The organism is cyanobacterium endosymbiont of Epithemia clementina EcSB, from assembly GCF_029919255.1.
Taxonomy (GTDB): domain Bacteria; phylum Cyanobacteriota; class Cyanobacteriia; order Cyanobacteriales; family Microcystaceae; genus Rippkaea.
In genome coordinates this window covers 1,181,266-1,197,364 of the sequence record NZ_CP123991.1, presented here as the reverse complement: position 1 = coordinate 1,197,364, position 16,099 = coordinate 1,181,266, and the positions used below count along the sequence as shown (strand labels likewise).

General features: G+C 34.7%; 13 protein-coding genes and 2 pseudogenes. 1 reads left to right on the top strand and 14 read right to left on the bottom strand.

The genetic code is table 11. The annotated features are described in order from the left end of the window. Positions 1-1,227: 1,227 nt before the first annotated feature. From P3F56_RS03935 to P3F56_RS03910, 7 genes are all read right to left on the bottom strand, one after another. Entirely contained in the window at positions 1,228-2,877 is a 1,650-nt protein-coding gene (locus tag P3F56_RS03935; protein ID WP_281153481.1) for an ABC1 kinase family protein, read from the bottom strand. A 258-nt stretch (positions 2,878-3,135) separates the two neighbouring features. Then, the gene (locus P3F56_RS03930; protein ID WP_281153480.1) at positions 3,136-4,197 is read right to left on the bottom strand and encodes a mannose-1-phosphate guanylyltransferase; all 1,062 of its coding nucleotides are present in this window, start codon (positions 4,195-4,197) and stop codon (positions 3,136-3,138) included. A gap of 192 nt (positions 4,198-4,389) precedes the next feature. Continuing rightward, a complete protein-coding gene (gene rpmB, locus P3F56_RS03925) occupies positions 4,390-4,626 on the bottom strand; it encodes a 50S ribosomal protein L28 (RefSeq protein WP_281153479.1) in 237 nt (78 codons plus the stop codon). 155 nt (positions 4,627-4,781) lie between these two features. Further along, a complete protein-coding gene (locus tag P3F56_RS03920) occupies positions 4,782-6,056 on the bottom strand; it encodes a glycoside hydrolase family 10 protein (RefSeq protein ID WP_281153478.1) in 1,275 nt (424 codons plus the stop codon). Between the two features lie 377 nt (positions 6,057-6,433). Continuing rightward, a protein-coding gene (prfB, locus tag P3F56_RS03915) for a peptide chain release factor 2 (RefSeq protein WP_281153477.1) occupies positions 6,434-7,547 on the bottom strand; the annotation gives its coding sequence in 2 pieces (ribosomal slippage) (positions 6,434-7,474 and positions 7,476-7,547; 1,113 coding nt in all). An 857-nt stretch (positions 7,548-8,404) separates the two neighbouring features. After that, positions 8,405-8,611 carry an archaeosortase/exosortase family protein gene (locus P3F56_RS10450; protein ID WP_405054778.1) on the bottom strand — a complete coding sequence of 69 codons (207 nt, stop codon included), beginning with the start codon at positions 8,609-8,611 and terminating at the stop codon, positions 8,405-8,407. A 1,132-nt stretch (positions 8,612-9,743) separates the two neighbouring features. Continuing rightward, entirely contained in the window at positions 9,744-9,866 is a 123-nt protein-coding gene (locus P3F56_RS03910; protein WP_281153476.1) for a hypothetical protein, read from the bottom strand. Positions 9,867-10,584: 718 nt separating this feature from the next. Here P3F56_RS03910 and P3F56_RS03905 point away from each other — a divergent pair. Further along, positions 10,585-10,761, top strand: a complete 177-nt coding sequence (locus tag P3F56_RS03905) for a hypothetical protein (protein ID WP_281153475.1) — start codon at positions 10,585-10,587, stop codon at positions 10,759-10,761. A gap of 137 nt (positions 10,762-10,898) precedes the next feature. On the opposite strand, the gene P3F56_RS03900 is transcribed toward P3F56_RS03905, so the two are convergent. From P3F56_RS03900 to P3F56_RS10445, 7 genes and pseudogenes are all read right to left on the bottom strand, one after another. Beyond that, positions 10,899-11,180, bottom strand: coding sequence for a DUF3288 family protein (locus P3F56_RS03900; protein ID WP_281153474.1), 282 nt, complete (start codon positions 11,178-11,180; stop codon positions 10,899-10,901). A 122-nt stretch (positions 11,181-11,302) separates the two neighbouring features. Next, positions 11,303-11,587, bottom strand: a complete 285-nt coding sequence (locus P3F56_RS03895; RefSeq protein ID WP_281153473.1) for a hypothetical protein — start codon at positions 11,585-11,587, stop codon at positions 11,303-11,305. Positions 11,588-11,646: 59 nt separating this feature from the next. After that, complete coding sequence (locus P3F56_RS03890; protein WP_281153807.1) at positions 11,647-11,928, bottom strand: hypothetical protein; 282 nt, start codon at positions 11,926-11,928, stop codon at positions 11,647-11,649. A 156-nt stretch (positions 11,929-12,084) separates the two neighbouring features. Further along, on the bottom strand, positions 12,085-12,813 hold the full coding sequence (locus P3F56_RS03885; RefSeq protein ID WP_281153472.1) for a Bax inhibitor-1/YccA family protein: 729 nt from the start codon (positions 12,811-12,813) through the stop codon (positions 12,085-12,087). A gap of 1,243 nt (positions 12,814-14,056) precedes the next feature. Further along, positions 14,057-14,656: pseudogene (locus P3F56_RS03880) on the bottom strand (TerD family protein). A 6-nt stretch (positions 14,657-14,662) separates the two neighbouring features. Next, positions 14,663-15,240: pseudogene (locus P3F56_RS03875) on the bottom strand (TerD family protein). A 338-nt stretch (positions 15,241-15,578) separates the two neighbouring features. Next, positions 15,579-15,731, bottom strand: coding sequence for a salt stress protein, Slr1339 family (locus P3F56_RS10445; RefSeq protein WP_405054777.1), 153 nt, complete (start codon positions 15,729-15,731; stop codon positions 15,579-15,581). Positions 15,732-16,099 lie beyond the last annotated feature (368 nt).

Sequence of the window (16,099 nt, the reverse complement as noted above, 5' to 3'; positions counted from 1 at the left end):
TTAGATTCAAAAGAATAGTATATTCTTCTAATTATAGAAATTAATATTAATTTTAAATTTCTATAAGATAAAAAATATTTCATTAGGACAGAAAAAAATAAGTAAGTAGATTAGTTAAAATAACTGATTTTTTTAAAATTTAGTCAACATAATTGAAAGTTAACTCGCGTCTAAGAACTTTCTCCAGAAAGAGAATAAGAGCAGATATATTATTTTTAATGCAAGAGGAGAGAAAGTTAGATAAATTTTAGATTTGATAAATCTACCATAGGAGACAATTTTTCAAAACAATTTATAAAGGGATTATTAAAGGAAGAGAAAGATCATGGAATTATCAAATAAAATAAAAACGACTAAATATGATAACAATATATTAACTTAATAAAAGTGATCATTTTAAATAAAACGGTAACCTAACAACAAAAAGTTTTGCAAAGAATTTAAAAGAAATAAAAATAAAGTAAGAAATGTAAATATAAAGGAATATATACGGTGATTAGTCTGATTATTTAGTGTATACAAGTGATTTAGTTAAAGCAAAACTAAATCAATAAAAATAAAAAAAATAAACATATTTTTTTCTGCAATTTTACAGGTTAGAACTAAATATAATAGAAAGAGGATAGCATCAAATAAAAACTTATATAATTGCTGAAAGGGGTTTAAAATGAATATGATTTAGGTTTTGTTTTTTTAAAGCTATTTACTCAGAGGCTAGAGTTATAAATCTTTGTTAGATAAAAAAAGAGAATAATATCGATTAGTCACTAATCTTTCAGAAGCTAAAATAAATCAAGAAAAAACAGTAGATACGCCACTTACTGTGTCTTAGCGTACGTTAACTTATACCAAGACACAGTAATTTATTGTCATTATTTAGCAATTTAAATTTTTTAAAAGTTTTTAAAAGTGCACTCAAAGTTAGATGAACTCATCGTTAAAATGAAAATGGAATTGATATAAAGTTCTATAGTTGCTTAACTGTCTATATAATTTTTCAATTAATAGAAATTTCTTAATAGTCAGATGATAAATTACTAGAGATATTAAAAATTTTTAAAATATTTATAAATGAAAAATAGTTATATTCATTCGTTTATAAAGTCGAATTTATAATAGTAAACCTGAGTCATCTATGGATGACACCTCTATGGTGATTAATAATCACAAAACCTATATTACAGTTTAGTGTTTTTTTGATAAAAAGTTTTCTAAACAATAAAATGTTTACTTTAAACGTCCTGATCTCAAAATACTAATAAGTAACCACATTCCTAATAAACTTGCTGCGGCAAACAGAGCCACACTAATTAGAGATAATTGTTGAGTTTTGGACCCATTAGAAATAATGGCAGCTCCTACAATCAATGAACCTAAAACGATACTAAAAGATAGACGATTAGCAGAAGCATCAACACTACGGCGTAAGGGATCTAATTCTTTTAGGCGTAAATTCCATTGTAAAGTTTCTGAGGATAAACGATCTAATAGTATCTCGATTTGCCGGGGAGTTTTTAAATAAATAGATTTTAAATCTAAAATAGTTCTTAAATTAGTTTGTAAGGGGGTGTCTCCTACTAATTGACGACGAAATAAATCTGTCATTAATGGTTTAATTTCATCAAATAAATTAACTGAAGGATTAAATTGTCTGGCTGTCCCCTCTAAATTGGCTAAGCACTTAGCATATAGTCCCAAATTTCCAGGAACTTTCATTTTATTTTGTCGAGCAATTTGTAGAATTTCATAAACCACTTCACTAAAGTTCAATTGAGCAATACTTAAATCATGATACTTTCGTAAAATCCTTTCATAATCTCTTTTTAAGTTTTCTAAACTAACGGGTTGTCCTGACTCCGATAACTCAATTGTTAGCTGAGTACAACTTTGGGCATCTAGGTCAAAAATTGCTAATAAGAGTTTTGTTAAAATTTGTTGGGTTCGAGGATCAAGTCGCCCCGCCATACCACAATCAATAATAGCAACCCGGCCATCATCTAGGTAAAAAATATTCCCTGGATGAGGGTCAGCATGGAAAAAACCATCAATATAAAGTTGTTGAAAAAAAGCTCTAAACAGTAAGGTTGTTATCTCTTGTTTTCGCTTCTCAACAGACTTCCGACTAGAGGGTATACTGAGATTTGCAGTGAGGATTGGTTTACCATTTAACCAATCCAAAACTAGAATTTTTTTCGTGCTAACTTCCCAATACACTTGAGGAACGACTAAATCTTTAGGATCAAACCAGCTACTCGTTGCTAAATTCGAGCTAATGCGCTCAGTATAGCGCCCCTCTTGGGTAAAATCTAGTTCTGACTTAATAGCTTGAGTAAACTCGTCTGTTAATTTAACAATGTCATAATTTTGTCCAAACTCCGTGAAAGAAACTAACTCAGCAATTCCCTGAATTAAAGCAATATCTTGGGCAACAATTTTATCAATTCCTGGCCTTTGAACTTTTATCGCCACTTCGGTTCCATTGATTAAAGTGCCCCGATGAATTTGACCAATAGAGCCGGCTGCAATTGGCTCATGATTAATGGTTTCAAATACATTCTCTAGAGGTTTTTGTAATTCTTGTAAAAGTAGCTCTTCAACTTCAGTCCAACACACAGGGGGAACATTAGCCTGTAGAGCGGTTAACACCTTGATATAGCTAGGAGAAAGAATATCAGGCCGAGTACTAAGAACTTGTCCTAATTTTACATAGAATGGACCCAATTCTACTAGAATATTTCGTAAAACCTCTGGCGGGGGAATTTGAGGGTTATCAACTTTTCCCAATGTCAATAATCCTCGCATATAGTCCCAGCCATTACTGAGAACTACTTCGATAATTTCCCGTTGACGTGCACTGGTTTGAGTTAAAGAAAACATTAAGGGTCTTCCTGACTAGCTATGATAACAATACAATAAGAGTCAGAAGTATTGTAAAGCAAGAGCCCCAGCACCCCCAAAACCTGACTCCCAATAAAAGTCAGGTTTTGAAATTCACATGACATAGTTTAGGAAAAGAATCTTGGAAGTTGTTAGCTGTAAACTAATCATACTCAAGCCTAAAAGAGCGAGTATTTAATTGTTAATAATTTGTTAAGGACTTAAATCGTCATAGATCATTTCAGTCGGTACGAGTACTTACAAATATCTTTCTAGTTTTTTATCAGCTTGTAATAATTCTAATAGTTTTTTGATGTCTTGAGTACGTTTTTTGTTGGCCACTAGGGTAACATTACCGTCGCGCACAATAACCAGATCTTCTAATCCAATAGTAGCAACAATATGGTTTTTGTCACTCGAATAAACGATCGTTCCTTTGGTATCCAAATGAACGTGATTAGCTAGGTCTACATTAGTCCTGTTTCCTTTGGCAAGTCTTTCTAAAGAATTCCAGTCTCCCAAATCATCCCAAACAAAACTAGCTGGTAAAACGTAGGCTAACTGGGTTTTTTCCATCAGGGCATAGTCAATACTTATCTTTTCTAATTCAGAAAAAGCTGCTTCGCCTTTATCTTTCAACAATTGCATTATTTTAGGGGCATAGGTTTCTAATTCTTTGAGGACAACTTCTGCCCGAAAAATAAACATTCCACTATTCCAGCTAAACTTTCCTGTTGTAATAAATGATTGAGCAGTTTCTTGATCAGGTTTTTCAGTAAAGCGACTGACGCGATAGATTGGCAATTTTTCACAACCGCCCTGTTTTTCTCCTTGTTCAATATAACCATAAGCTGTGGAGGGATAGTCAGGTTTAATGCCTAAAGTGACGATAGCATCTTTAGCCATAGCTAACTGGAAACAAGCTTTGATAGTTGTTTCAAAGCCTTGAATATCAGCGATAAAATGATCAGCAGGAAAAAAGCCAATAACTGCATCGAGTCCACAACGTTCAGCCACTTTTAGAGTAGCCCAGGCCACTGCGGGGGCAGTATCTCTTCCTTGGGTTTCCACCAAGAGGTTCCCTTCAGCTAACTCTGGTAATTGTTCTCGAACTCCATCAGCAATAGCAGCCGAGGTAATTACCCAAAGATTATCCCAGTTTTGGGCTAGGGGAAGTAGACGGTCAGCCGTTGATTGTAATAAGCTCTGTCCACTACCATCAAGGCAGAGGAACTGTTTGGGGCGATGACGGCGACTAAGGGGCCAAAAACGTTCTCCTTTGCCACCAGCGAGGATGACAGGAATTAAAGCTTGAGTCATAATTGGGTTTACCACCAGCGAGGATAACGGGAATTAAAGATTGAGTCATGATTAGTCTCGCATGTCTTATCAACATAAGGGACAAAGACCAAATTTAATACGAAATAATCCATTACTACTAATGCTATTAACCAAATTTACTTCTCCTCATCTTCTCTATTTTCCCCAAACTTACCTCTATAGGTTGTGGAATTAAAGTTTATTTAAGTTGATCTCCGCTTCTTTAGCCATAGCTTGTAACCCTTTCTTTTCTAGAGTTTTAATGGCTTTCGTGGACAAACGTAATCTAACCCAACGATTGCCCTCACTCCACCAAACTCGCTTCCATTGTAAGTTGGCTTCTTGTAATTTTTTAGTTCGACGGTGGGAGTGGGAAACAGCAAAGGCATTATTAGCTTGCTTTCCAGTTAATTGACATTTACGGGCCATAGAAAATCTCCTTTTCTTTTGGGGTTAACTTTCTTGCAGTCTTTTATCCTACCAAAAATTTCCTGAAAATGCCTCTATCTTAGGTCAGGACGAAGAGTTGAGTCATAAGTATATCGGTTAATGAGACTTTAGACAGTACACCCCAAATTATCACTTTAAGCTTCTGGCCTACTCACTTTAGTTGGAAACAGTTTTTGATAACCTGATTGTCGCTCCTTTGGGGATTCTGTACCGAAATTCCACAAGCTTTCATAAAAGAAAAAGGAGATCCCAGAAAATTGTTTTTGACGAATGGTTTCTACCTGCTTTATTATCTGTTCCATGGGAACTGGACGATCTTTTAAACCGGAAAGAACCCCAACTCCAAAGGGAATATGTTGTTTAGCTTCTTGAACCTCAGGGCGTCCTAATTCCCGTTGAAAATCTCGGAGATTAGGACGATAGACTTGTAAGACTAATTCTTCTATCAATCCTCGGCGTTCCCATTGATGCCAGTCGAGTAAATAACAGTTAGCTGAGAATGGTTGAGGGTTAGGAGATAGAGAAACAATGATACTAGGATTAGTGGCTTTAATAGCTTTAAAGAGCTCGGTCATATAACCTGTAATTTTTTCTGCCCGCCATCTTGTCCATTCCTGCCAAACTTGATCATTAATTGTACAGTTATTAGTTGCCTTCAGTTTTTTTGGGGGGTTTGGAGGCAATTTACCTTGATGTTCTTGTTGATAAAGTGCCAGAGTAACATTATCATAACCAAAATCAAAAGGGATGCCAAAATGATCATCAAATTGAATGCCATCTACTTCATACTTACTCACAATTTCAGTGACTAAATTAGTAATAAAGGTTTGAACTTCTGGATTTAAAGGATTTAGCCAAACCCGTTTATGGACTTTTCCTTCCAACCAAATTCTATCACCGTTTTTTCGTTGGGTTAACCATTGAGGATGATTTTTAGCAAGTTGGGAGTCCGCAGGGGCCATAAACCCAAATTCAAACCAGGGAATAACTGCCATATTTGCTTGATGTCCCTGATTAACAATTTCTTGTAGAATATCCCGTCCCTGTAGCCCTTCTGCTGGGTCTATGTTGGTCCCGGTAATAGGTTGGGCGACTTCAGATGGGTAAAGGGTATGACCCCAATTCCAGACAGTGGGATAGAGGGTATTAAAATTGAATTGCTTGAGGGTGGCAATGGCTTCGGACAGGGTTTTTTTACTAAAAAGTACATCGCTATCAATATTCGTTAGCCACACTCCCCGAATTTCTGAGGGTTGGTTACGGGACTGGACTGGAGATTGAATTGTAAAAATTATTAGGGTAACACAGAGGCTAAAGACGACTAGAAAGACTAACCAAGCCTGATAACCCCATAGGCGGCTAAAGTTAACCAATTGGTTAGCTTGGCGTTCAAATAAGTTTTTTGCCATAGAGTAAATGATGGAATTGTTGTACACTGGCTAGGCTAACTCATGGGCGAATTTTTTGAAAACGTTTCCTACTATCTTCTTTGCTTAATTAGTTTAAGTCTCAGTATCTCCCTTTACGTTTTTAATTGACTAAAATCTCTGTTAAAAAATCTAGCTAGTCATTGCTGTTGCTTTAATGGGAATGGTGATTGGAGGACTTATGTTTCTCTTTTTGACGCTGTTGGCTATGTTAGGCTTATCGACGGTTTAATCGTTACTGAGATTGCTTAGCAAGCGTAGATTGTTATTAAAGAGAAATTCTCTACATTTGAGGGTATCTACCAAGCAAAAATTGTAAAGATTGCCCTGATGGATTTATAGTGTAGTATCAGTATCAATTAATCCTCACCACGACCCCCGTGACGCAGATAACTTTCAATAAAAGTATCGAGATCGCCATCCATAACTCCACTGATATCTGTTGTTTCTTCATTTGTCCTTACATCTTTAATCATTTGATAGGGATGAAAGACATAATTGCGAATTTGATTACCCCAAGCTGCTTCTACGATATCCCCCCGAATTTCAGCAATTTCTTGAGCGCGTTGTTCTTGGGCAATAATCAATAATTTTGCCTTAAGTAGGGCGAGGGCTTTTTCTTTATTCTGGAGTTGGGAACGTTCTTGTGTACAACGAACTGCAATTCCAGTGGGCAGATGAACTACACGAACCGCCGTTTCTACCTTGTTAACGTTTTGCCCTCCCTTCCCGCCAGAACGAGTGGTGGTAATTTCTAGATCTTTTTCGGGGATATCAACAGTAATATCTTCTTCTTCTAACGCTGGCATAACTTCCACTCCAGCAAAACTGGTTTGCCGCTTTCCATTGGCATTAAAAGGGGAAATTCTCACCAATCGATGAGTTCCTTTTTCTCCTTTGAGATAGCCAAAAGCATAGCGTCCTTCTATCTCTAGAGTTGCTGACTTGATTCCGGCTTCATCTCCTTCAGAAAGTTCAGCCAAATGTACTTTATAACCTTGTTTTTCTCCCCAACGAGTATACATCCGCAACAACATTTGCGCCCAGTCTTGGGCATCGGTTCCCCCGGCCCCTGCATTGATAGTCAGAAAAGCTCCTTTCGTATCATAAACACCCGATAACAACTGTTGTAACTCCCAGCGATCAAGTTCACGGTTAAGTTGACTAATGATTGTCTCCGCTTCTTTAGACAGACTCGGATCTTCTTCTAACGCTAGTAATTCAGCGATCACTTTTGTATCTTCTAACTGACCTAGCCACTGTTGATACTGCTCAACACTAGATTTAAAATCGTTGAGTTTTTGTAAGGTGATTTGGGCTATTTCAGGATTATCCCAAAACTCAGGTTGAGCAGCTAAAGTTTCTAAGTCTTGAATATTGGCTTTTAGAGCAGGTAAGTCAAAGATATTCCTGAGTTTTCCCCAGGCGCGTACTAAGCCCTTGAATTTCGCGTTTTAATTCTGCTGTTTCCATATCTCGACAAAGTCTTAAGTGAATATTCTCTATTGTAGTTCTTTTGTCTTTAATTTAGAAATTCTACCGAACCTGGTAGTGTAAAATCATCGATACTAACGTTTTGGAAGTCTCATTCGGGAATTGTTTAAACTTCTAACAGTTTGCTTGTTGTTAAAGTTAGTCGTGTTAGAGTTCAGCCAATTTTTACAATCTCGAGTTCAGTAGAACCAATTTTAGTTTCCACCGACTATACCATTTAATTCAAACTATTTTTAGGTTTCAATAGGTCTTTACTAAAGCAGTAGAGTCTAAATTCGAAGCCACGGAACTTAAAATTAAAGTTCACAAATAAGTTGTTTCAAATAAGTTTTTGTAGCCAATAAACGAAAATAAAGTTCTTTGTAGGTTCCAACCATTTTTATATTTATTTTGAGTATGTTGTACATGAATTAAACTATCTCTTTTAGTTCGATTAATACAACCGGGTAAGTAAGTTTTCTTGTGATATTTAAATATTTTATAATGTCCCACGTTTTTTTATTTTATGCTTATTACTATGGTTGCTGGTGGAATAAAGACTTCGTTAAAAAGCAGACAAATCAGGATAAACAAAAAAATTACGAATAAAAGCTCCGATATTTTACACTAAAAGGACAACAGCTACCCCAACCCTTACAATTTTTAAAAAAGTCTTCTTCATAAAAGTCAACGTCCTTAATTATAGATCGTATACTTACGATACATTTTTTCCTAATTAGTTAGGTTAAATCAATAATATTTTTAATTTTTTTTTGAATTTCATTACTACAAAATATATTTTAAGGTGAATTATAATAAGAGATATTTACTAATATTAGCTATCCCAAAAACTTTATTTATTTTAAGTGATAAATAAGGTTTTTGGGACGTACATAAAATGACCAAAAAATCTGAAATATTAATACTGATGTTAGGAAAGATACAAAAAATCTAATATTTTTATGCCAGTTCTCAAAAGCTTCTACGTTGGAAAACACAACTAAAACTACCATTATATAAACTCTAATAACATTGGTTATAAAGCTTAATAACACTGTTCTGATTACACAAAAAATTTACTGAGTTCGATTTACAGAAAGAATGAATAAAAAGAGAATATAAATAAAAAATATCAGCATAATACTCTCAACACTAGAACAAGCTTCATAAATTTACACTCTACTTATTGGTAGTATAATAGAAACTCCTTCTCGATAAGAATTAAAGCCTGTTGCTAGCAAAAAAATATAAGATAAGTTAGCTGTTAATAGTTATAAATTAATCGCATTCAAAACTGATATAGTAGTAGAATATAAAGCTAATAAAAAAATAATAAATTATTCTTTTAAGTATTGATTTAATTTTTTAATTACTGATACTATTAAAATTATTTTTAGTAGTATCAGTAATTAAATGAGTAGATGATAACCAGCAGGAGAAATATTTCTGAGTAACACACAGATAATTAAAGTTCCTACTTAAAAAGCTGAGAATATTCCACTATCTAACTTAATCAGCTCTTTTTTATCTCAGATAAGGGAAGCAACAGTCAACTATACGAGGATGTTTAAACTCATTAAATTGGGTTCATTAAATTGATCAAGTACGGTTAGATGAAGAGTTACTAAGACAGCAGCCAATGCTACTAACCAATAAAGAGGTTTTTATAGTAATTTTTCTCAGTTTATAGTTAAGTTATGGGTAGCTATACTCAATTCTTCTGAATTATTATTCTTATAACTCATGATATCCCAAAATCCTAGTGAAATATCCTTTATTATCATTCTTTATTCATTTACGACTTAAACAAGTCTAGGGATATGGATAACGAAGGATATTTCACGTGTTAATTATTTTCAAACTGAAAAGAAGTAAGAACGCCTCGATAACTTCTATGCTCACCTAATATTTCTTATAGCAATGATGATTAACAATCTAGACTGAGCTCTCTGAGCTTTATCTTTTGTGACAATCAATAAACTGTCATATTTTACCTAAAAAATTATTGCTGAGTTTGATACACTCTCGTTGTGTGTGAGGAGTAAAAGTGATATGAAAAGATCTTTGGAGTCGAAACAAGGTAAGACGCCCAAAGGTCTTTCGTTTTTTTTACTTGGATTGAAGGGTTTTCGTATAATTATTAGGTCAAAATACAAATACTTGACAAATTTATACCCAATGTCGTTTAGCTAACCTCTATGACCAATCTGTGGAATTAGAAAATTGTCCAACAGCAATCGCAAGGTTAATAGCAATATCTTTTAAATCTTTATCACAGACGACAATCTTATCTAAAACTATTAGGACGTCAGAAAGCAATAAAACAAATCTCTTTCAAAAAAGATATTGGGCTAGTTTGTACACTAAAAGTTAAGTCGAAAAACATTAATTTTTTTATAAAAAGTTAATATAAATAATACATAAACGTATTCCAGTAGACAGTTTTTGTAGAAAAACTCAAAACAAAATCTCTTAGAAGTCTATCTATAATTATGAACGATCTCAAAATTTCTGAGAACAACCCAGTATTATATTTGTTTTCTGACTTTATTACAAATCATTTAAGCAAAGCTTATTAGAAGAAATGACTTACTCTAACATTAACTATCCTGATTATTATTCAGTTTCTTTTCATGCTTATGATAAAGGTGATTTATTTTGACAAGCAGTCTTTTAAGTCGACTTCGCTACCCTGTCCATAGCCTTAGAAGTTTGGAAGGGAAAGACTTTAACTCCAAAAACGGCTCAAAATTGCCTACGAGGAAATCTGTATAAAATTTTAGAGCTCCATAGCCCTACGGTTGTTCAAGATGTGTTAGACATAAGATGTTGGGTGAAGACTTCGACTTTAGCCTTATGGGCACATGATCTAGCTGAAAAAACGGATTATTCTCACAGTTATTTTAAAGACAGTTACATTGCCATTTATTCTATATGAATTCTCAAAAGTGGCAAACGAGACTATTTCTCCTGAAATTTTACAAATCTTCTTAACAGTGGAGTATTAGGCATTGTAGATCATAATCTTGCTCATCCTGTGATTCAAAACTTGCCCCCTGCATCATTGGTTCCGATGGAGAGTAGAGAACCTTCGAGTAAGAATTCTTATATCTTTGATGTGGAATTAACCATGATGGAAGTAGAATTTGAACACAAAACTATCATCTCCAGTAATCCTCCTCATCGAACGATTATTTCTGTGGAAAAGGACTAGGCGTTGTTTTTATAATTCCGCTAGCCAAACTTTGAGGCAAGCTGCCCTGCCGCTTGGAGATTGCTCTTTTTTAACTGCTTATCTACTTACTATGGTGGGTGATCAACAATTAGCGGTACTCACCAACCTCACCGCTTTCAACTCCAATCCTGAGCACTTTTGCTTTTAATACGCTGATAAACTTGACGAGTTTCGTGGAGTTGACGAGTTTGTTCGAAAAGTTGTTCTTCGGTTAGTTCCCATTGTTGCAATAGTAAGTCTAGATCATTTTGGATCCGCCTAGCCCCTGGAAAGTTATGGTAGCGGATACGCAACCGAGCTAATTCTGCTAGATTATGAGGATTAGTTTCTTCTTGGAGAAGGGCATTTACCACTTCTTGATCTTTTTTTTCCTGGGGATGTTGTTGATCTTGAGGCATTCATCACAATTTAAGAATTAAGTAGTTATCTATCTCACACTGCAATGTGGAGAGAATTTTTAGATGATTTCTCCGCAGCTACAAAAATGTTTACCGCAAAGCTTTAGTAATTATAGTTTTTGTCAACGAGGCTTATCATTAGTTAATCTTGGTAGAGGTGACCGCATCGAACTCAGGGGAAGATATCTTCTGGGGGGTTCTTCGGTCGCTAAAGGTTGGGCTTTTTGAGTTTGCCAGTAGCGTAGGATTACAGTGAGTAAAACCACCACTAGACCAGAGGATAGTAAAGTCGACTTCTCCCATACCCCCCCAATTACCACATCAACCGCTCCTACCACTAATATAAAGCTAGAAATCGGATCTTTACGGTAAGCTCTTTTTAGAAAACGAGGAAAAAAAGCATTCATTATGATGTACTGATATTGTGCTGTTTTAAGTAACTATTCTTGTCTCAGCTTATCTCAAGCTATACCAAAACTGAACAGGTCTTGAAGAAATTCCTTAGACTAATCAGGGTATAGACTTGACGACTAGGAAGAGAGTTTATGAATTTCTTTCTTTTGGCATGGTTATTCACCGTAAACCCAAGCAAATTAACAAGCTCTGACCAGTCAGATATTCGATGAGTAAGATTGGAAAAAATAATGGCGGTGCGGCGGCCATTGAGGCGTTTTGCATATTTATTAAAGTCAAACTTCGGTTTTTTGATTTTAAAAGTTTCGGTTGGTTGGGATTGGGAGTCTGCCATAGATCGCTTACCAAACAATAATAGTTACAATCCTTGGCCTAAAGTAGACCATTTTTCCTGAGAATAGAATAGTTATTTAGAAGAAAAAGAGCTGCTTTAATTTTAGGAGTAAGGGGAAGTACTTGTTATTTGCGTGCTTCCCTCTACTCCAACGGATTAGTCGCGACTGTTGATAGCAATCAAAAGACGTAAGATGAAAATGAACAGGTTAATATAGGTCAGGTACATCGACAGGGCTGCCGAGAGATACTGATCATTACGATAGGTACGGGGCAAAATATAAAAGTCCACCACGGCCGCTCCAGCAAACAGAAATACCCCAAGACCAGAGATAACAATATCTACCCAAGTCGGTGTGTAAACTCCAAATAGGGCAAAAAATACTTGACCAATCATTACCACTAATAGGGCAATAACCCCTAAGCTAATGGTTTTGGTTAAAGCCATGCCATCTTGTTCGGAAAGATCGGAGCCAATACTGCGACCAACAATAAAGGCAATGCCACAACCTCCAGCAGCAACGGCAATACCTTGTAGTCCAACTCCTTGGGTTCCTAAAGCGACAAAGACTACTCCACTAAGGGTATACCCAGAAAGAAGACCATAAAGGGCTAGTAAAGGTAAGGCTATGCCATTATTGCCTTGTTCAGCTATGTTACGAGCAACAAAAAACAGGACTAACTCGACAATAAGTGCTGCGATCAGGGAGGGAAAAAATAGATTGGGATAGGATTGAATAACTCCTAATCCCCCATAAGTGCCAACAGCTGTTAGCACCAATCCACCTCCAAGATAGGGTAGGGCGTTAGCAATGACATTGGGTCCAATAAGGGATTGATCCTTAACATCGCGGATGGCGTTACGAAAATCACTGGTGTTACTCATAGAATCTGTTCTACTACCTCTAATTGATTTTAAGGACTTACTTAAGTTTTATAGCTGAAATTAAGAGCGAGCAGCCAGTCAGGAATATTGAATGTAATTTTTGAATCCATGATGAATCTAGGTTTGTTAGGAAGATATCGTGAGTCAATTACAACAAAATTGACTCACGATTAACCTGCTATTTCCTCAACCCTGCAAAACCTTTGTATTTTCCTAAGGGGAAGATACAAAGATTTTGCAAGATTCCCGTGTAATGCCGACAGTCAAAATTTCTTCTGAATAGAACAGTTAAGGAAAGGTATATGACCTAAATTAGTCATTGTCAAGCCATTGACATTGTTCAAGAACAGAAGACCAATGGAGACTAAGTAGAACGATGTACAAGGAAGGCATGGAACTGTTAATTACTTATTCGCGGGACTCCTGTCTGTCCTTGCGTAATAAACTTGTTGAGTCACCATATCCGGATTAGTTTCTCCAGTTACCTATCATGTTAGCAATAAGTGTTCAGAACTCTGTAAAGATTTATCACAAATTGGCTATTTAAAATTTATTTGTACCATTGAAAAATTTAATACCCATAAAAGTTATGCTTTTAGTTCTCTTGATGTTCCCTACATTAGGGTTAAATATTCTTTTAGTGAGGACGGACATGAATCAGAATTAGTTTGATAAAACCAGATGTTGATTAGTGTTAGATTTAACCCCTAGTCCGGCGAGCAATTGTTCTATTGGCTTTGAAAAAAAAAATTTTGGCCCTTCCAGACTAAGTCTGGTAAATTAGTAGTTAGTAATTCCCAAAACTCTAATGATGACTATATTCTTTAACTCTAAAAGCTAAATTAAATTTTTATGTAATCAAGTTTTTAGTATGCTTAACACCCTGTAAAGCAAGACTTTTGGCTTTTATTATCTTTTGGTTCTTATTGTATTATACACAGCTAGGCTAGAATAGCCAAGTCCTAATTTTAATAAGCTTAAACATAATATACCACAAGAGGATAGACCATAATTACAACGGGCAATAAATTTAGCTTGAGAATGAAATAAGAGTTGCTCTTGGATTTGTATTTTCCAAAGAATCATCCTGTAAGAGTGCAGCTGATAAAATCGGTATGTTTCCACAACAATTAGCCTTCATCTCAATAAAAGGATCAAAAAATTTAATGAGTTATTTGAGGCTTAAGTTGCTTAAAGTGTTTAACTTATTTATTTAGGGGGATAACACCTAATCTACCGCAACTCAACAATATTGATTAACTACTTTTTGAATATTTTTAACATTTATTCCTTCCCCAACAGCAGCCATTTTCCACTCACTATTATGACGATAAACTTCTGCTAAAATCATACCAGTTTTTCCTTTGTATTCACTACCAGAAAGGCTGTAACGAGCGATTTCTTGTTTTTTTTCTAAATCAACTAATCGCACAAAAGCATTTTTTACCTGTCCAAAGTTTTATTTTTGTTTAATACAATTATAGATATTAACCACAAAAACAAATTTAGAAATAGTCTCAGGAACCTGAGGTAAATTGACCAATATACCCTCATCATCTTCATCTCCTTTACCAGTTAGATTATCCCCTAGATGAGTGATGGCAAGTGAGTTATGGTGCAAATTTCCAAAATAAACTACATCTGATTTGCTGGTTAGCTTATCATTTGGATTTAAACATAAAACAGAGGCATCGAGATCAACATGAGCTTGGAGTTTAAATAATCCTAACAATCTTCCGGAACTCTTCGGTATGTCCCATCCTAAACCACACATCAATTTAGTTAGACCAGGTGCTTCTTTTTTTAGGGAAATTTGCTGTCCCTTTTGTAGATTAATAGCCATTTCTTTCTACTTTTGGTAACGATTTAGGATAGCTTGCAATCCCCCTCGATATCCTGATTCAACAGCATTCATGCGCCATTGTTTATCCTTTTTATAAATTTCTGCTATAGTAATTGCGGTTTCAATTGAATAATTTTCGGTTAAATCGAACCGCAATACTTCTTCTTTGGTTTTACATCAACTAAGCGAACAAAGGCATTTTCTACTTGGCCAAAATTTTGTTTTCGTTGATCAGCTTGGTGAATAGTGACGACAAAAACCAACTTTTTAATTTCTTCTGGGACCTTCGTTAGGTTAACTCAAATAACTTCGTCATCTCCTTCTCCTTCACCAGTCAAGCTATCTCCCATATGTTCAATACAGTGAGCAGAATCTGGACTTTTTAAATTATTATAAAAAATGAAGTGGCTGTCAGAAGGAAGCTTTTCATTTTCCCCTAACATAAAAACAGAAACATCAATATCAAAATCAGATCCCGTATCAACTGTTTTTACATCCCATCCCAGTCCAACAAGGACAGCTTCTAGTCCAGGCGCAACTTTTTCCAGGGAGACCCGTTGACCTTTACTTAGTGAAATTGCCATTAATCATTACCTCTACTGATATTAAAAATATTTCTCGGTATCTTTCAAAACAAAACGCCATAAATAAAAAAAAGAAATTGTTCGATAAGAACTACCCTACTTTTAGACTAAAAGATCAAATTACTTTGGTCAAGTCCTAAAATTTTAAAAATCAGTAATTTTAGTTCTTCTAGACTAAAAATGGTAGATCATTAGTAAATAATCTCCACAATTCTTAGTTATGACTGTGTTCTGTCACTACAAAAACTTAGTTATGACTAAATTTTTATAATCTTAGAAGTATTGCAAAGATAAAACTTTAAGCTCTTTCTAAAAGATCTTTGATCTTTAACTAGCTTTTAGGATGTATCATCTAAAGCAGTAATATAATCGAGCGCAGCTTCTAATTTAGATGGATAGGAAGCAGAAAATTGTTCAAACCAAAATCCTTCATCTGAGGTAATATTAAACTCCTTTAACCATTGTTCAGCTTTCCGAGTTAATAATTTTATTTTTTGTTATTTTTTTGTTCTGTATAACGAATTTTTTTTAATTTTTTTTGTACATTGTTTTCCTGTAATTACTTTCTATTCTGATAGAAATTCTTTAATTCCTTTAATAAACTTTCATTAGTTTGTAGTTAAAGTTTTTTTAAGTTTTATCTCTGCTAGTCTAGCAGAGATATTCTTTTTTTAAATATTTTTTCTTATTTTTTATCATTATTAAATTGCTGCGAGTAATTTCTCTTGATTTTTATAATCGTATTTAAATTGATTTATCAATTCATCAGGTGAGTATTTTTGAGATAAAAAATTATCCATAATTAAATTTTATAGACTGCTTTTTTTGATAGAAATTTAATATCGATACATTTTGTAAT